The 17,416-nt window shown below is 72.6% G+C and carries 15 protein-coding genes; 11 read left to right on the top strand and 4 right to left on the bottom strand.

Annotated elements, in window-relative coordinates; translation table 11 throughout:
• Window positions 1-60: 60 nt before the first annotated feature.
• The 3 genes from ASC58_RS08190 to ASC58_RS08185 all read right to left on the bottom strand — a co-directional run bounded on the left by ASC58_RS08190 (window position 61) and on the right by ASC58_RS08185 (window position 3,625).
• The gene (locus ASC58_RS08190) at window positions 61-3,009 is read right to left on the bottom strand and encodes an AAA family ATPase (RefSeq protein WP_162246829.1); all 2,949 of its coding nucleotides are present in this window, start codon (window positions 3,007-3,009) and stop codon (window positions 61-63) included.
• Window positions 3,010-3,094: 85 nt separating this feature from the next.
• Window positions 3,095-3,271 (bottom strand): hypothetical protein, encoded by a 177-nt coding sequence (locus ASC58_RS20940; protein ID WP_157581177.1) that lies wholly within the window; start codon window positions 3,269-3,271, stop codon window positions 3,095-3,097.
• A gap of 123 nt (window positions 3,272-3,394) precedes the next feature.
• Entirely contained in the window at window positions 3,395-3,625 is a 231-nt protein-coding gene (locus tag ASC58_RS08185; protein ID WP_056914334.1) for a hypothetical protein, read from the bottom strand.
• Between the two features lie 177 nt (window positions 3,626-3,802).
• Between ASC58_RS08185 and ASC58_RS08180 the strand changes: the two genes are divergently transcribed.
• From ASC58_RS08180 to ASC58_RS08150, 7 genes are all read left to right on the top strand, one after another.
• Complete coding sequence (locus tag ASC58_RS08180) at window positions 3,803-4,513, top strand: ABC transporter ATP-binding protein (protein WP_056918957.1); 711 nt, start codon at window positions 3,803-3,805, stop codon at window positions 4,511-4,513.
• Window positions 4,510-5,292, top strand: coding sequence for an ABC transporter permease (locus ASC58_RS08175; protein WP_056918956.1), 783 nt, complete (start codon window positions 4,510-4,512; stop codon window positions 5,290-5,292). The genes ASC58_RS08180 and ASC58_RS08175 overlap by 4 nt, the downstream gene beginning before the upstream one ends.
• Before the next feature lie 526 nt (window positions 5,293-5,818).
• On the top strand, window positions 5,819-6,751 hold the full coding sequence (locus tag ASC58_RS08170; RefSeq protein ID WP_082553093.1) for a heme A synthase: 933 nt from the start codon (window positions 5,819-5,821) through the stop codon (window positions 6,749-6,751).
• A 32-nt stretch (window positions 6,752-6,783) separates the two neighbouring features.
• Entirely contained in the window at window positions 6,784-6,999 is a 216-nt protein-coding gene (locus ASC58_RS08165; protein WP_056918955.1) for a hypothetical protein, read from the top strand.
• A 70-nt stretch (window positions 7,000-7,069) separates the two neighbouring features.
• Complete coding sequence (locus ASC58_RS08160) at window positions 7,070-7,654, top strand: helix-turn-helix transcriptional regulator (RefSeq protein WP_235529150.1); 585 nt, start codon at window positions 7,070-7,072, stop codon at window positions 7,652-7,654.
• Complete coding sequence (locus ASC58_RS08155; protein WP_056918954.1) at window positions 7,651-8,952, top strand: MFS transporter; 1,302 nt, start codon at window positions 7,651-7,653, stop codon at window positions 8,950-8,952. Before ASC58_RS08160 ends, ASC58_RS08155 begins: the two co-directional genes overlap by 4 nt.
• Before the next feature lie 42 nt (window positions 8,953-8,994).
• Window positions 8,995-9,471 (top strand): hypothetical protein, encoded by a 477-nt coding sequence (locus tag ASC58_RS08150; RefSeq protein ID WP_056914329.1) that lies wholly within the window; start codon window positions 8,995-8,997, stop codon window positions 9,469-9,471.
• 111 nt (window positions 9,472-9,582) lie between these two features.
• On the opposite strand, the gene ASC58_RS08145 is transcribed toward ASC58_RS08150, so the two are convergent.
• A complete protein-coding gene (locus ASC58_RS08145) occupies window positions 9,583-10,482 on the bottom strand; it encodes a heme o synthase (protein WP_056919248.1) in 900 nt (299 codons plus the stop codon).
• Window positions 10,483-10,688: 206 nt separating this feature from the next.
• Here ASC58_RS08145 and tkt point away from each other — a divergent pair, with 206 nt between their 5' ends.
• The 4 genes from tkt to zwf are packed head-to-tail and all read left to right on the top strand — an operon-like array spanning window position 10,689 to window position 17,367.
• The gene (gene tkt, locus ASC58_RS08140) at window positions 10,689-12,986 is read left to right on the top strand and encodes a transketolase (RefSeq protein WP_056918953.1); all 2,298 of its coding nucleotides are present in this window, start codon (window positions 10,689-10,691) and stop codon (window positions 12,984-12,986) included.
• A gap of 6 nt (window positions 12,987-12,992) precedes the next feature.
• Window positions 12,993-14,159 carry a transaldolase gene (gene tal, locus ASC58_RS08135; RefSeq protein ID WP_056914327.1) on the top strand — a complete coding sequence of 389 codons (1,167 nt, stop codon included), beginning with the start codon at window positions 12,993-12,995 and terminating at the stop codon, window positions 14,157-14,159.
• Window positions 14,156-15,826 (top strand): hypothetical protein, encoded by a 1,671-nt coding sequence (locus ASC58_RS08130; protein WP_056918952.1) that lies wholly within the window; start codon window positions 14,156-14,158, stop codon window positions 15,824-15,826. Before tal ends, ASC58_RS08130 begins: the two co-directional genes overlap by 4 nt.
• Window positions 15,823-17,367, top strand: a complete 1,545-nt coding sequence (zwf, locus tag ASC58_RS08125; RefSeq protein WP_056914325.1) for a glucose-6-phosphate dehydrogenase — start codon at window positions 15,823-15,825, stop codon at window positions 17,365-17,367. Before ASC58_RS08130 ends, zwf begins: the two co-directional genes overlap by 4 nt.
• Window positions 17,368-17,416 lie beyond the last annotated feature (49 nt).

Here is a 17,416-nt window from a genome sequence, read left to right as displayed (position 1 = left end):
AACGCTGATGTTACGTAATTGATCCGCGACTCCGATAGCAAGGTGAACCTAACCTCGCGGTCAGGGGAGCAGGCCACGCTCCCGGGCGACCGCCACGGCCTCACCTCGCCCGGCGACCCCGAGCTTCGCGAGGATGTTCGAGACGTGGACGCTGGCGGTCTTGCCGCTGATGAAGAGCTGGCTGCCGATCTGGTTGTTGCTGCGGCCCAGCGCGACGAGGGCGAGGATCTCCTGCTCACGCGCGGTCAGGGCCTCACCGTGACGGGAGGCGGGCCGGGTCGCGGGTCGGGCCCCGCCGGTCGTGCGGATCTCGGCACGCAGCGGGGCGGCCTCGAGGTGCACCGCGACCTCCAGCGCCGCCGCCAGCTCGGCCGAGCCGTCACCGTGCCCGGTGGAGCGCAGCACCACGCCGAGGCGGGCCCGCGACCGGGCCGTCTCGTACGGGTGGCCGTACGTCTCGAACGCCGAGACCGCCGCCTGCCAGGCCGCCACGAGCTCGTCGGCGTCGACGTCCTCTCCCCCGAGCCAGCGCAGCCGCAGCGCCTCGGCCCGTGACCGGGCCAGCCAGGCCCTCGACTCCGGACCGTCGTTGCCCGGCCTGGTGACCGCACGGGCCCAGACCTCCTCGCTCGTCGCGGCCAGTCCCGCACCCCGTGACAGCAGGTCGGGCCGGTCGACGCTGGGGAGCCGCTGCACGTGCCCGGCGAGCTGGCCGAGCAGCAGCGTGCCCAGCCGGAGCCGGCCCTGGAAGAAGGGGTCCCACACCCGCGAGAGCACCTCCACGACCTCGTCGTGGACGGCGACGGCCCGGTCGAGGTCGCCGGAGTGCCCGTACAGGTCGACGGCGGCAGAGCCCGCGATGAGGGCGACCAGGCCCTCGCGCTCCCACCACGGTCGGGTCGGTTCCAGCTCGCGCAGCGCCTCGACCTGACCCCGCCCCGCGGCGACGTACATGCGGGCGGCCCGCAACGAGGACCCGGCAGGTTCCGGGGCGACCTCGCCCCCGACCGCGAGGATGGCCAGGGACTCGTCCCAGCGGCCGCGCTCGTAGGCGGCGATCCCGGCGAGCAGCCGACCGTCGAAGGCGTAGGGCGCCCAGGGCCGTCCTGCGGCCCGCGCCCGCTCGACCCCGCGGCGGTAGACGTCGACCGCCTCGTCCAGCCGGCCCGCGCGGTGGTGCAGCCAGCCGAGGTGGTGGAAGGCCCGCGCCTCGGCGGCCTCGCCGAGGCTCCCGGGAGACTCGACGAGCGCCTCGAGGGCACGACGGGACCCTTCCGGGTCGCCGGCCTTCTCGGTGATCCGCGCGGCGACGACGCGCACCTCCTCGGCCAGCTCGTCGAGCCCCGCGGCCCGCGCGGCGGCGACGGCCTCGTCGATGGCCACCAGGGCCTCCTCGTCGCGGCCGCGGTCGGCGAGCGCCTGGACCCGGGCCGCGAGCAGCTGCGCCCGGACCCGCGGGTGGTCACCGTCGGCCGAGTCCAGCAGCGACAGTCCCTCGGTGGTCGTCGCGAGGGTGTCGAGGGTGCTCTCGGTGATGCGGGCGGCGGTCGCGAGGGCGGCGAGCAGCTCGGCCCGGCCGACCGGTGCGGCGGAGGCAGGGCGCCGGTCGAGCCGCTCCTGCAGGAGCTCGAGGGCCTTGTGCACCCGGCCCACCGCGACCGCGGCCACCGCCGCTCTCAGGGTGACGGCGTCCACCTCGTCGTCGGCGGCGTCCTCCGGCATCAGGGACAGCGCGTGGCTGAAGTGCCGCCACGCCTCCTCCGGTCCGGCCATCCGCAGCGCCGAGTCGCCTGCCCGGACGCTCGCCTCGCGGGCGACATCGCGTTGCCCCGCGGCCGACGCGTGCCGCGCCAGCTCGGCCCACGAACCCGATGAGCGGTCGGCGGTGAGGGCCGCGGCATACCGCTCGTGGGCGCGCACCCGCTCCCCGGGCAACAGGTCGTCGTAGACGGTCTCGCCGAGCAGGGCGTGCCGGAAGGCGTAGCCGCCGGTGTCCAGCGGGACGAGGACGTGGTGCTCCACGGCATCGCGCAGGCCGCTGTCCAGCTCGGCCTCGGGGAGGGCCGCGACGACGGCGAGGAGCTGATGGGAGACGTGGCGGCCGGAGGCGGACGCCATCCGCACCACGTGCTGCCCGGCAGTCCCGAGCTGGTCGAACCGGACGAGCAGCAGCCGGGACAGGTCCTCGGCCAGGCCCGCGCCCCCGATGGCCGAGGCGGCCACCAGCTCCTCCGCGAAGAAGGCGTTGCCCTCGGCGCGGGCCACGACCGCGCGCACGTCGGCGTCGTCCAGCGGGCGGGTCTGCAGCCCGTGGACGAGCTCGCGGACGGCGGAGTCCGGCAGGGGTGGGAGGTCGAGCCGCTCGACCCCGGCGAGCCGGGACCAGTGGGCGAGCGTCGGACGCAGCGGGTGCCGGCGGTGCAGGTCGTCGCTGCGGTAGGACGCGACGACACTGACCGGGTGGGTGAACCCGCGGGTGAACAGCAGGGTCAGCAGGTCGCGGGAGGACTGGTCGGCCCAGTGGACGTCCTCGACCACGACCAGCAGGGGGGTCGTCGCGCCGAGCTCGTCGAGCGCCGCGTGGACGGCTGCCACGAGGTCTCCCCGGTCGGCGGACCCGGCCCCGGCGTCGGAGCGCCCCGGCAGGAGCCGCGAGAGCCCCGGGTTGGCCTGGGCGGCGCGGGCGACGGCCTCGGGCGCCAGCGCCTCGAGCCGCCCGAGCACCTCGAGGAAGGGCAGGTACGGCAGCGACTGGCCGGCGTCGCTGAGGCAGTGGCCGACGAGCACGGTCCAGCCGTGGTCACGGGCGGTGCGCGCGACCTCTGCCAACAACCTGGTCTTGCCGATCCCGGCGTCACCGGACAGCACCACGCTGCCGTGGGACTCCCCCGCGCCGTCCACCCCGGTCAGCGCGACGAGCCGAGCAGCCTCGTCCGCCCGCCCCACGAACAAGCTGCTGCCGGCAGCGTCCAGACCCACGCCGTCGATCATGTCAGAGGGGCGTGACACGACGGCGTGGGTCCTTGGGACGGCGGTGGCCCCGGTGGTGCTGGCCAAGGTGGTGGTGGCGGTCCGGGTGGTGCCGACCGTCATCTCAGGCGTGCCGGGCGACGCCGTGCCGGTGGTGCAGGCGCGGCCGGTGCGCCAGGGCGCCGGCCACGAGGCGGTGGTGGCGGCGGCTCCGTCCGGCGGCGGGCAGGCCGGCCACCAGGCTCTCGCGGCGGTAGGCCACCTCGGCGGCGACGAACAGCGGGTCTGCGGTGATGCTCATGGGTCTTCTCCTTCGCGGTGGTTCTGGTGAGTGGTGCTTCGACGGGTCCCACGCTGCGCGGGTGAGGTGGGGTCCCACATGGGGCAGATGCCTTATCTGCCGCGGCCGACGCCCCCGGCTACCTCAGACGGGGCGGGCGGTGTGCCGACCACCGCCGGTGCCGGGCCGGTGGCCGTCGGGTCGGGGGCCGTCGTGCCGTTGCGTCGCCAGCGCTGCCAGGACGAGGCGTGCTGCGGTCCGCACCCGGCCCGGCCCCGATGGGGTGCGCCGTGGAGCGCGGTTCGCCCTGCCGAGGCTCTCCTGCTTCCACTGCTGCTCGGCGAGGACGACGTAGGGGTGTGCGGTCAGGCTCATGAGGTGCTCCTTCGGGAGGTGCGCCGCACCCGGAGCGGGCGCGACAGCAGTCACGCTCCGCGCGTGAGGTACCCCCCGGCATGGGGCATCCGCCCCGTCCTCGGAGCCCCGGGGACCTCAGTCCCCGACCGGCGACCCGTGGCAGGCGGGACCCGCGGTCGGACCTAGACTCGGGCCGTGCCACCAGCAGTCGCCGTGACCGGCCTCGTCAAGCGCTACGGCGACGTCGTCGCCCTGGACGGCGCCTCGTGGTCGGCCCCCGCCGGCCGGGTCACCGCCGTCCTCGGCCCCAACGGGGCCGGCAAGACCACGATGGTGGAGTGCTGTGAGGGCCTGCGTCGGGGCGACGCCGGTGAGGTGCGCGTGCTCGGCACCGATCCGTGGCACGCCGGCGCAGACCACCGCGCGAGGGTCGGCGTGATGCTCCAGGACGGCGGCCTGCCGAACGCCGCCCGTCCCGTGCCGCTGCTGCGTCACCTGCGTTCCCTGTATGCCGCGCCGGCACCCCTCGACGACCTCGTCGCCCGGCTCGGGATCGGCGACTTCGCGACCACCTCGGTCCGCCGCCTCTCCGGTGGCCAGAAGCAGCGGGTGGCCCTCGCCGCGGCGCTGGTCGGACGTCCCGAGGTGGCCTTCCTGGACGAGCCGAGCGCAGGGCTGGACCCGCACGCCCGCCTGGACGTCTGGGAGCTGGTGCGGGAGGTCGCCGACGCAGGAGCGGCGGTCATCCTGACGACGCACTCCTTCGAGGAGGCGGAGCGGCTGGCCGACCACATCGTCGTCGTGGCGTCCGGACGCGTCGTCGCGCAGGGTTCGCTCGCGGAGGTCACGGCCGGCGAGCGCCTCGAGGACCGCTACTTCGCCCTCACCCGACGGCCGGCCGCATGAGCACGACCCCCTCGGCGCCCACCACGGGGACGACGGCCGCTGCCGCCCCGGCCCGGGACCGCGTGCTCGCGCAGGCGCGGTTCGAGGCGGCCACGCTGCTGCGCAACGGCGAGCAGCTGCTCGTGGCGCTCGTCCTTCCCGTCGCCGTCCTCGTCGCCCTGGTCCACACCACCGGTATCTCGGTGGGTGCCGGCCGCCGCGTCGACCTGGTCGTGCCGGGTGTCCTCGCCCTCTGCGTCGTCTCGTCGGCCTTCACCGGCCAGGCGATCTCGGTCGGCTTCGACCGCAGGTACGGCGTGCTGCGCCTGCTCGGGGTCTCCCCGTTGGGTCGCACCGGCCTGCTGGCGGCCAAGGCGGTCGCGGTGCTGGCGGTGATCGCGATTCAGTTCGTCGTCATCGCCGGTGTGGGGCTGGCGCTCGGCTGGGAGCCGAGCTGGAGCGGCATACCGGCGGCGGTGCTGTCCACGCTCCTCGGCACGTGGGCCTTCGTGGCCCTCGCCCTCCTGCTCGGTGGCACGCTGCGCGCCGAGGGGGTGCTGGCGCTGGCCAACCTCGTCTGGCTCGTCCTCCTGGGCCTCGGTGGTGTCGTGGTGGCCGGCAGCGAGCTGCCCGACCGGTTCGCCCCCGTCGTCGAGCTGCTGCCCTCGGCGGCGCTGGGCGACAGCCTCAGGGCGGCGCTCGTCGACGGCACGGCGAGCCCTGCCCACTGGGTCGTCCTGGTCGTCTGGGGTGCGGTGGCGACCCTGCTCGCCCGGCGCCTGTTCCGCTGGAGCGACTGAGCCTCGAGCTCACGACGGAACGCGGCGACCGTCGCCGCGAGCAGCAGGCCCCCGAGCAGCCAGAAGGTCTCGTGGACCAGGACGTAGCGCGCCCGGGCGTCGCCGAGGCCGTTCCCTGCGACGACCCCGGGAAGAACGAGGGCGACATTGGACAGGACGTGGCCGAGCATGACGGCCGTCCCCACCTGGGCGGGCCACAGCAGCCACGCCCGCTGCCGCAGCTTGCCGTGCCGCTGACCGGGTCGCAGCAGCCACGTGGTCACGGCCCCCGCGAGGCAGAGCGGGATTGCGACGAGGTCGATGACCAGCAGGGCCGGGTGCTGACGGACCGAGATCCCCGGTGGCAGCAGCGCCGTGCCTCCGAGGCCCCAGTAGGTGTGGATCCCTGCGAAGAGCAGCATCCACGCGGCACTCAGCCTCCAGGCGTTCCTCGTCATGGCCCCAGTCAGCCAGCCCGGGACGCCGGCGACCATCGGGTGTCTCCCCCAGCGTCATCAGGGTTCCACCTGAGACGTACCCTCGTTGCGTGACCGCACCACCCGTCTCGACCCCCGCCCAGACCGCTCGTGCGGCCACCACCGGGGCGGTCTGGCTCCCCCGGGTCCTGCTCCTCAACCTCGTCGTCGAGGTGCTGATCGTCGTCACCGGCGGGCTCGTGCGGCTGACCGGGAGCGGGCTGGGGTGCCCCACCTGGCCACAGTGCGTCCCCGGTTCGTACACCCCGGTCCGGCACCAGGCGGAGGGCTTCCACCGCTACATCGAGTTCGGCAACCGCACCCTGACCAGCGTCGTCGGGATCGCGGCCCTCCTGGCGATCGTCGCGGTCGTCGTCTGGGCCGACCGGCGCCGCGACCTGCTCGTCCCCGCCGTCGTCGTCCTGGGCGGGGTCGTCGTGCAGGCGGTCCTGGGCGGCATCACCGTCCTGACGGGCCTGAGCCCGGTCACCGTCGCGGCGCACTTCCTCGTCTCGATGGGGCTGGTGACCGCCGCAGCCCTCCTCTACTACCGGGCGCAGGGACCGGCCGGCCCACGCACCCTGTCCGTGCACCCCCTCGTCGAGCGGCTCGGCCGGGCGACCTGCGCCGTCGCCGCGGTCGTCCTGGCGCTCGGCACCGTCGTCACCGGCTCCGGCCCCCACTCGGGCGACGCCGACGAGCCGGCCCGACTCGGCTTCGACCCCCGCACCGTCTCGTGGCTGCACGCCGACGCGGTGATGCTGTTCGTCGGCCTGGTCGTGGCGACCTGGGTCGCCGCGCGGCTGACGGGGACCACGTCGGCCCCCGGCCGGGCGTGGGCGGCCGTCCTCGCGGTCACCGTGCTGCAGGGCGTCGTCGGCTACACGCAGTACTTCACCGGCCTGCCGTGGGCCGTGGTCGTCGTGCACATGCTGCTCGCCAGCCTGCTCGTCGTGACCCTGACGCGCGCCATGGTGCGTCAACGCGCAGTTCCCCGAACCTAGGCAAACGTCCTGCTGCGGGTGGACACTCAGGCATGGATGCCACCGCAGGACCCCGCGCGCTGGGCTCGAGGGCAGCGAGCAACCGACGTCTCGGGCGCATCGTGGCCGCGCTGATCATCGCCGCCACGCTGCTGATGTGGTGGACCGGCCGCGGGTACGACGACAGCTCCTGCACCACGTTCGAGGCCACTCCCCAGAACGCCAGCCTGACCACCCTGGGCGAGATCCCCGTGGGCTGCACCGGCTGACGACCCATTGCACAAGCTCTCTTGTGCAATGGGCCTTGTGCAATGTCTCTTGTGCATCTAGCCTGAGGGCGTGAACACTCCACGAGAGCATGACGGCATCCGCCACGTGACCGATGCCAAGGCCCTGTCGGCCATGGCCAACCCGTTCCGCTCACGGATGATGGACGCCCTCAAGGTCGACGGTCCGTCCACCGCCTCGGGCCTGGCCCAGCGCACCGGCCAGGCCGTCGGGAGCGCGAGCCACCACCTCAAGGTCCTCTCCGAGGCGGGCCTGGTCGAGGAGGCCCCCGAGCTCGCCAAGGACCGGCGGGAGCGCTGGTGGCGCCTGGTCGACCCCGGCACCCGCTGGTCGCGCGCCGAGTTCGCCGACGACACGGCCGCAGTCACTGCTGCGTACGCCGCCGAGGCGATGCACCTGCAGCGACAGTTCGAGCGCGTTCAGCAGTGGAACGCCCAGGCCGCCGACGTGCCCGAGTGGGACCGGGCTGCGTTCGCCACCCAGAACTGGATGCGCCTGTCCCCCGACGAGCTGCGCCAGGTCTCCGAGGAGCTCATCGAGGTCCTCATGCGCTGGGGACGGCGCGAGGTGCCCGACGACGGCGTCGCCCGCGAGCCCGTGCTCGTCTTCGCCCGAGGGTTCCCGGCCCAGCCATGACGGACCGCACCGCACCGGTCGCCGCGCTCCCCCTGCGCCGCAACCGGGACTTCAGCCTGCTCTGGTTCGGCGAGGGCGTCAGCGTCCTCGGCAACGCCACCACGTCCGTCCTGCTCCCCCTCCTTGCCGTGGTCGCCTTCGACGCCGGGCCGGGCTGGATGGGCGTGCTCACGGCTGCGGCCTGGGTGCCGTGGCTGGTCGTCGGCCTCCCCGCAGGGGCCTGGGTGGACCGCCTGCCCGCCCGCCGCGTCATGGTCGGCAGCGACCTCGTGGCCGCTGCGGTCCTGGCCAGCGTCCCCCTCGCCTGGGCCCTGGGCCACCTCACCCTGACCCACCTCGTGCTCGCCGCCCTCGGCAACGGCACCTGCACGGTCTTCTTCCGTGCCGCGTACCCCGCCCTGGTCCGCCAGGTGGCTCCCGCCCAACAGCAGGAGCAGGCCTTCGCCCAGCTCTTCGGCACCGAGTCGGCGATGCAGGTGGCCGGCCCCGGTGTCGGCGGCCTGCTGGCCCAGCTCGGGTCGGCGGCCACGGGACTGCTCGTCGACGCCGTGAGCTTCCTCGTCTCGGCGGTCTGCCTGGCCTCCCTGCGGCTCACCACGGCTGCCGGACCCGACGGCGAGGACGGTGCCGGGACCCCTGCGCGGTCGTCCCTGCGGACGAGCATCCGCGAGGGCGTCGACTACATCCGCACAGACCGGTTCCTGCGGTTCTTCACCGTCATGGGCGGCGTCTCCAACTTCGGGCTCACCGGGTATGCCGCGCTGCTGGTCCTCTTCCTCGTCCGTGACCTCGACCTGTCGCCGGCCGCCGTGGGGGTGGTGATGGCGACCGGCAGCGTCGGAGGGTTCCTCGGCGCCGCCCTCGCCACCCGGCTCTCCAGCCGCTTCGGCAGCGCGCGGGCGGTGGTGTGGCTGCAGGTCGTGGCAGGCCCGACCGCCCTCCTCGTGCCGCTGGCGACGCACGGTGCCGGCACGGCATACCTTGTCGTCGGGCAGCTGCTCGTCGGCACCGGGGTCGTGGCGGGCAACGTCATCCGCGGCGCGTGGCGCAACCGGTACGTCCCCGAGGAGATGCTCGCCCGGCAGGTGACGACGGCCCAGGTGGTCAACTTCGGCACCATGCCGCTGGCCGGACTGGCGGCCGGTCTCCTCGGGACCCAGCTCGGGCTGCGGCCGACGATCGCGCTGATGGCCGCGGTGCACGCCGTGGCGTGCCTGTCGATGTTCTGGGGACCGCTGCGCGGACTGCGCGACCTGCCTGAGGTGAACGACGACGGCAGCCACCTCGTCTCCCGTTGAGGAGGTCCACCGGGGACCTCACCGCCGACAAAGAGGTCAGTCATGAAGTCACCCACCCGCCTTGCCGCCGCCACCGGTGCCGTCCTCGCCGCTGTCGCCTTCGGTTCCACCGCCGCCCTCGCCAGCGGTTCCTCCGGCCACGATGACCACGACACGACCATCCTGCGGGCGGGCGTCGTCGGCAGCATGGTCGCGGACCCGACGTTGTTCGGCGCCAAGCCGGGCGGCGCCCCCTGGGTCATCGACGAGGGCCAGGCCCGGGTCTCCCGGGACGGTTCGGTGCGCGTGGAGGTCGAGGGCCTGGTCATCCCGGGCCGCGGCAACCCCGTGCCCCAGCTGAGTGCCAGCGTCGCCTGTGGCGGCATGGTCGTCGCCACGACGAAGCCGGTCGCCTTCGACGCCCAGGGTGATGCCCGCATCCGGGCCAAGGTCATGCTCCCCGAGCGGTGCCTCGCCCCGGCAGTGCTGCTCAACCCCAACGGGAACCCCGCCGTCTACATCGCCGTCACGGGCGGCTGAGAGCCTCCCGGGGTCCCGGGCACGGACCCGGAGGGCAGGGTGGCCCCGGTCGAGCCAGCAGCCGGCTCGACCGGGGCCGAGGCCGGGGCGACGACGGCCGGTCGTCCGCCGTCAGCGCAGCGGGAGGTAGAACAGGGGGTCGAGCGCCACGCCGAGGAAGAGGATCCCGACGTAGGTGATCGAGAAGTGGAACAGCCGCATCGGCTTGAGCACGGTCGGACCCTCGCCGGCCCTGGCGGCCCGGTGCAGGCGGTGCGCCTCGGCGAGGAACAGGGCGCCGGTGACCACGGCCGTGACGAGGTACAGCCAGCCCATCGGGTTGACCCACACCAGCAGCAGCGACGCGGCGACCATGGCCCACGAGTAGGCGACGATCTGGCGCGCGACGACGACGAACTTCTCGACGACCGGGAGCATCGGCACGTGGGCGGCGGCGTAGTCGTCCTTGAACTTCATCGACAGCGGCCAGTAGTGCGGCGGCGTCCAGAAGAAGATGACGAGGAAGAGCACGACCGCGGACCACGACACCGAGTTCGCGACGGCCGACCACCCGATGAGGACGGGCATGCACCCGGCTGCGCCGCCCCAGACGATGTTCTGGGCGGTGCGGCGCTTGAGCAGCATCGTGTAGCCCACGGCGTACATGACGATCGCACCGAGCGACAGCGCGGCGGAGAGCCAGTTGACGACGAGCGCGAACCAGACGGTGGACGCCAGGGTGAGGACCGCTCCGAAGACCAGTCCCTCACGCGGCGAGATCTCGCCGGTGACCATCGGCCGGTTGCTCGTGCGGTGCATCTCGGCGTCGATGTCGCGGTCGTACACGCAGTTGAAGGTGTTGGCCGCGCCGGCGCTGAGCGCACCACCGACGAGGGTGGCGATGATGAGCCACAGCGACGGAACCCCGCCCTCGGCGAGGAACATCACCGGCACCGTCGTCACGAGCAGCAGCTCGATGATGCGGGGCTTGGTCAACGCCAGGTATGCGGCGGCCTTGCGCCGAGGCGGCATCGGGGACGCGGAGATCCGGGCAGTCGGATCGAGTGCGGTCACGGCGTCCTTCGCGGGTGCTGCTGGGGGTCTCACGGGCGGGGCAAGTCTATCCCCGTCCGGAGCGAGCCGAACGCCGGGACTGGATGCGACGACGGTCACGCTCAGGACTAGTCTCGGACCGAAGCCTCGACCGCCTGTGCAACTCAGTGTGAGGAGAACCGTCAGTGCCCACCACCACCCGTTCCACCAAGGCCACCGCCGTGAGGAAGCGCAGCACGTCGTTGCGCCGTCCCGTGGCCCGCAAGGCCGGCTGGACCGACCTCGACGTGCGTGCGGTCGACACCGCTCGACTGCTCGCCGCGGATGCCGTCCAGAAGGTCGGCAACGGCCACCCCGGCACCGCCATGAGCCTGGCCCCCGCGGCCTACCTGCTCTACCAGAACGTCATGAGGCACGACCCGACCGACGCCGCCTGGCTCGGTCGTGACCGCTTCGTCCTGTCGGCCGGGCACTCGAGCCTGACGCAGTACGTGCAGCTGTTCCTGTCCGGGTACGGCCTCGAGCTCAACGACCTGAAGTCGTTGCGCACGTGGGGATCCCAGACGCCGGCGCACCCCGAGGTGCACCACACCACGGGCATCGAGATCACCACCGGTCCCCTCGGTTCGGGCCTCGCGTCCGCCGTCGGCATGGCCATGGCGCAGCGTCGCCAGCGCGGCCTGCTCGACCCCGACGCCAAGGCCGGCGAGAGCCCCTTCGACCACCACATCTGGGTCATCGCCTCCGACGGCGACCTCATGGAGGGCGTGTCGGCCGAGGCCAGCTCGCTCGCGGGTCACCAGCAGCTCGGCAACCTCACCGTCATCTACGACGCCAACCAGATCTCGATCGAGGACCAGACCGACATCTCGTTCTCCGAGGACGTCGCGGCGCGCTACCGCGCGTACGGCTGGGACGTCGTCGACGTCGACTGGCGCGGCGACGGTGACGGCGCCAGCTACGTCGAGAACGTCGACGCACTGCTCGCGGCCCTCGAGAAGTCCAAGAAGGCCAACCGGCCGACCCTGGTCCAGCTCCACACGATCATCGCGTGGCCGTCGCCCACCAAGCAGGACACCGGCAAGTCGCACGGCTCCGCCCTCGGCGACGCCGAGATCGCGGCCACCAAGGAGCTGCTCGGCTTCAACCCCGCGAAGACCTTCGAGGTCGACCGTGCGGTCCTCGCCCACACCCGCCTCGCGGGCAAGCGCGGCAAGGCGGCGCACAAGGCGTGGGACAAGACGTATGCCGCGTGGCGCAAGGCCAACCCGGACCGTGCGGGACTGCTCGACCGCCTCGTCGCCGGTGACCTCCCGGCCGGGCTCGACGCGGCGCTGCCGGTGTTCGAGGCCGACGAGGCCAAGGGCATGGCGACCCGCGCCGCGTCCGGCAAGGTGCTCAGCGCCCTCGCCGGCGTGATGCCCGAGCTGTGGGGTGGCTCCGCCGACCTCGCCGAGTCCAACAACACGACGATGGAGGGCGAGCCGTCCTTCATCCCGCGCAACCGCCAGACCCGCGAGTGGAAGGGCGGGCCCTACGGTCGCACCCTGCACTTCGGCATCCGCGAGAACGGCATGGGCATGATCCTCAACGGGATCGCGCTCGAGGGACTGACCCGCCCCTACGGCGGCACCTTCCTCGTCTTCTCCGACTACATGCGTCCCGCGGTGCGGCTCGCTGCCATCCAGCAGCTCCCCGTCACCTACGTCTGGACGCACGACGGCATCGGCCTCGGCGAGGACGGGCCCACCCACCAGCCGGTCGAGCACCTCGCCTCGCTGCGCGCCATACCGGGCCTCGACGTCGTCCGCCCCGCGGACGCCAACGAGACGGCGGCGGTGTGGGGCCAGGTCCTGCGCAACGCCCGCCCGGCGGCGCTGGCGCTCACGCGGCAGAACGTGCCCGTCCTCGACCGCAAGGTCTACGCCAAGGCCGCCAACGCGGCCAAGGGCGCCTACGTCCTCATCGACGGCGGCAAGGACGGCAAGTCGGCCCCGGACGTCATCCTCATCGCCACCGGCTCCGAGGTCGCGATCGCCCTCGAGGCACGGGAATCGCTGAAGCGCCAGGGCGTTGCAACTCGTGTGGTGTCCATGCCGTGTCGCGAGTGGTTCGAGCAGTCGGGCAAGGCCTACCAGAACCGTGTCCTCCCCCCGGAGGTCCGGGCGCGCGTCAGCGTCGAGGCCGCCGTGTCGATGGGCTGGCACGACCTGGTCGGCGACGCGGGTCGCAGCATCAGCCTCGAGCACTTCGGTGCCTCGGCCGACTACAAGACGCTGTACCGCGAGTTCGGGATCACCCCGGAGGCCGTCGTGAAGGCCGCCAAGGACTCCCTCAAGGACGCCAGGGCCACCGCGCGCAAGAGCGTCGCGCCCGCCGTCAACCAGACCCGGCCCCGCGCCGGCGTCTCGCCGACCAAGGCGACCGACACCACGACCAAGCGCAGCGCCGCAACGAAGAGCGCTGCATCCAAAGGGAAGTGACCCACTGTGACTGACAACGCACTCAAGGCCCTCGCCGACCAGGGCGTCTCCGTCTGGCTCGACGACCTGTCGCGCGAGCGGATCGAGACCGGCAACCTCAAGGACCTCATCGACCGGGGCGTCGTCGGCGTCACGACGAACCCCTCGATCTTCCAGGCCGCCCTCGCCAAGGGCGACCGCTACGACGCCGACCTGCGCGCGTTCGCCGCCGACGGCAAGACCGTGGACGAGACCGTGTTCGGCCTCACCACGGAGGACGTCCGCAACGCGTGCGACCTGTTCCTCCCGCTCTACGAGTCCACCGACGGTGTCGACGGCCGCGTGTCGATCGAGGTCGACCCGCGACTGGCCAAGGACACCGCCAAGACGGTCGCCGAGGCCAAGACCCTCGTCGAGGCCGTCGACCGCCCCAACGTCCTCATCAAGATCCCCGCGACCGTCGAGGGCCTGCCGGCCATCTCGCAGGTGCTGGCCGAGGGCATCAGCGTCAACGTGACGCTGATCTTCTCCCTCGACCGCTACCGCGGTGTCATGAACGCCTTCCTCACCGGCCTCGAGCAGGCACGGGAGAAGGGCAAGGACCTGTCGACGATCCACTCCGTCGCGTCGTTCTTCGTTTCGCGCGTCGACACCGAGATCGACAAGCGACTCGACGCGATCGGCACGGACGAGGCGAAGGCCCTCAAGGGCAAGGCGGCCGTCGCCAACGCGCGCCTCGCCTACCAGGCCTACGAGGAGGTCTTCTCCACCCCGCGCTGGAAGAACCTCGAGGACGACGGCGCCCACGCGCAGCGTCCCCTGTGGGCCTCCACCGGCGTCAAGGACCCGGCCTACTCCGACACGCTCTACGTCACCGAGCTGGTCGCCCCTAACACCGTCAACACCATGCCCGAGAAGACGCTCGACGCGGTCGTCGACCACGGCGAGGTCACCGGTGACACGGTGACCGGCGCCTACGCCGACGCCGCCGAGGTGCTCGACGCCCTCGAGGGCCTGGGTGTCTCGTACGCCGACGTGACGGCCCAGCTCGAGCGCGAGGGCGTCGACAAGTTCGAGGTCGCGTGGGGCGAGCTGCTCGACGAGGTCCAGAAGGACATCGACCTCGCTCGCGCCGACGTCGGCACGGACGCGCCCGACAACGAGTCCGGCCACTCGGAGCAGGTCGACCGGTGACCTCGCTCGGTGTGGTCGCCTCCGGCCCCGCCGCGGACGCGATCGCCGCATCCGTCCCGGCCCTGGTCGAGGCGCAGTTCGCCAGCAAGCTCTTCGCCCAGGACGCGACGCTCTGGGGTCCGGAGGCCGAGTCCGAGTCGGCCATCCGCCTGTCGTGGGTGAACCTCGCCCGCACGTCGCGGCCGCTCCTCGGTGAGATCGCGGCCCTGCGCGACCAGCTCCGTGGCGAGGGTGTCGACCGCATCGTGCTGTGCGGCATGGGCGGTTCGTCCCTCGCTCCCGAGGTCATCTGCGGGACGGCCGGGGTCGACCTGGTCGTCCTCGACTCCTCGCAGCCCGACATGGTCCGCGACGCGATCGTCGAGCTCGAGCGCACCGCGGTCGTGGTCTCGAGCAAGTCCGGGTCCACCGTCGAGACCGACTCCCAGCGCCGCGCGTTCCAGGCGGCGTTCGAGGAGAAGGGCATCGACCCCACGAGCCGCATCGTCGTCGTCACCGACCCGGGCAGCCCGCTCGACGAGCAGTCCCGCGCCGACGGCTACCGCGTCATCAACGCCGACCCGAACGTGGGCGGACGCTACTCCGCTCTGACCGCGTTCGGGCTGGTCCCGTCGGGGCTGGCGGGGGCCGACATCGAGGGCGTGCTCGACGACGCCGAGGCCGTCGCGGACGTCCTGAGCGCCGACGACGACGGCAACCCGGCCCTGCGCCTGGGTGCTGCCATGGCGGCCACGAACCCCCTGCGCGACAAGCTGGTCCTCGTCGACGACGGCTCCGGCATCGTCGGCCTGGCCGACTGGGCCGAGCAGCTCATCGCCGAGAGCACGGGCAAGCAGGGCACCGGGATCCTGCCCGTCGTCGTGGGTTCCCTCGACGACCCCGAGGTCGCCCACCCGGATCCCGACGTCACCGTCGTGCGCCTCACCGGTGACGACGACGCGGTCGACACCGACGCGGAGGTGCACGCCGACCGTTCCTCGATCGAGGTGACCGGGCCCCTCGGCGCCCAGCTGCTGCTGTGGGAGGTCGCCACCGCGGCCGCCGGCCGGCTGCTCGGCATCAACCCGTTCGACCAGCCGGACGTCGAGAGCGCCAAGAAGGCCTCTCGCGCGCTGCTGGACCAGGGCATGGGCTCGGGCGACGAGCCCGCAGCCACCGACGGTGCCGTGGAGATCCGCGCCCTGGGTGGCGACTGGCTCGGCGACGCCACGACCGTGCCCCAGGCGCTCGACGCCCTCTTGCGGCAGCTCGACCCCGCCCGCGGCTACCTCGCGGTGATGGCCTACCTCGACCGGATCACCGACGCGGACCTGGCCTCCGTGCGGCCAGGGCTGGCACGCCGCACGCACCGTCCGGTGACGTTCGGCTGGGGGCCCCGCTTCCTCCACTCCACCGGCCAGTTCCACAAGGGCGGCCCGGCCACCGGCGTCTACCTGCAGGTGACGACCGCCCCCCACGCGGACCTGCCGATCCCGGGGCGCGAGTTCAGCTTCGGCGACTTCGTGGCCTCTCAGGCCGCGGGTGACGCCCAGGTCCTCGCCGAGCACGGTCGCCCGGTCCTGCAGCTCCACCTCACCGACCACGACGCCGGCCTGGCCCAGGTCCGCGAGGCACTCACCGCCCTCGCCGTCCCGGCTGCCGACGACGACACGAAGGGCAGTGCATGAGTCCCACCCGTGTGACGCAGGACAGCAACCCGCTGCGTGACCCGCGTGACAAGCGCCTCCCCCGAATCGCCGGCCCCTGTGGTCTGGTGCTGTTCGGGGTCACCGGCGACCTGGCCCGCAAGAAGCTGATGCCGGCCATCTACGACCTGGCCAACCGTGGCCTGCTGCCGCCGGGCTTCTCGCTCGTCGGCTTCGCCCGACGCGACTGGGCCGACCAGGACTTCGGCAAGATCGTGTACGACGCGGTCAAGGCCCACGCCAGGACGCCGTTCCGCGAGAGCGTGTGGCGCAACCTGGCCGAGGGGTTCCGGTTCGTCCCCGGGACGTTCGACGACCCCAACTCCTTCGACCTGCTGGCCGAGACGGTCAAGTCGTTGGAGGAGGAGCGCGGCACCGGCGGCAACCAGGCGTTCTACCTGTCCATCCCGCCGGGATCGTTCTCCACCGTGTGCGAGCAGCTCGAGCGCTCCGGCCTGAGCCGTCCCGAGGGCGACTCGTGGCGCCGCGTCGTCATCGAGAAGCCGTTCGGCCACGACCTCAAGAGTGCGCGTGAGCTCAACGACATCGTCGAGGGCGTCTTCCCGGCCGACTCGGTCTTCCGGATCGACCACTACCTCGGCAAGGAGACGGTCCAGAACCTCCTGGCCCTGCGCTTCGCCAACCAGATGTTCGAGCCGGTCTGGAACGCCAACTACGTCGACCACGTGCAGATCACCATGGCCGAGGACATCGGCATCGGTGGCCGCGCCGGCTACTACGACGGCATCGGTGCCGCCCGCGACGTCATCCAGAACCACCTCCTGCAGCTCCTCGCACTGACCGCCATGGAGGAGCCCGTCTCCTTCGCAGCGGAGCACCTGCGCGCCGAGAAGGAGAAGGTCCTCTCCGCGGTCCGCCTCCCCAAGGACCTGGCCAAGGCCACCGCTCGTGGGCAGTACGCCGCCGGGTGGCAGGGCAGCGAGGAGGTCGGCGGCTACCTCGACGAGGACGGCGTCGCCTCCGGCTCCCGCACGGAGACGTATGCCGCGCTCAAGCTCGAGATCGACTCCCGCCGCTGGGCGGGCGTGCCGTTCTACCTGCGCACGGGCAAGCGCCTGGGCAAGCGGGTCACCGAGATCGCCGTGGTGTTCAAGAAGGCCCCGCACCTGCCGTTCAACGACACGGCCACCGAGGAGCTCGGGCAGAACGCCATCGTCATCCGCGTTCAGCCCGACGAGGGCATCACCATGCGGTTCGGAGCCAAGGTGCCCGGTGCGCAGATGGAGGTGCGCGACGTGACGATGGACTTCGGGTACGGCCGTGCCTTCACCGAGTCCAGCCCCGAAGCGTACGAGCGGCTCATCCTCGACGTGCTGCTCGGCGACCCACCGCTGTTCCCGCGGCACGAGGAGGTCGAGCTGTCCTGGAAGATCCTCGACCCGGTCGAGGCGTTCTGGGCCAAGCAGAAGGGTCCCGTCGAGCCGTACCTCTCGGGCGGCTGGGGACCTGACAGCTCCGACGAGATGATGCACCGCGACGGACGCGTCTGGAGAATGCCTTGACCACCCCACTCAGTTCGCCCACGCAGAGCGTGGGACCCGCCCCGCTGCG

The sequence above is a fragment of the Phycicoccus sp. Root101 genome (genome assembly GCF_001426245.1).
In the GTDB taxonomy this organism is placed as follows: Bacteria; Actinomycetota; Actinomycetes; order Actinomycetales; family Dermatophilaceae; genus Pedococcus.
This window is presented reverse-complemented; position numbering and strand designations above follow the sequence as displayed.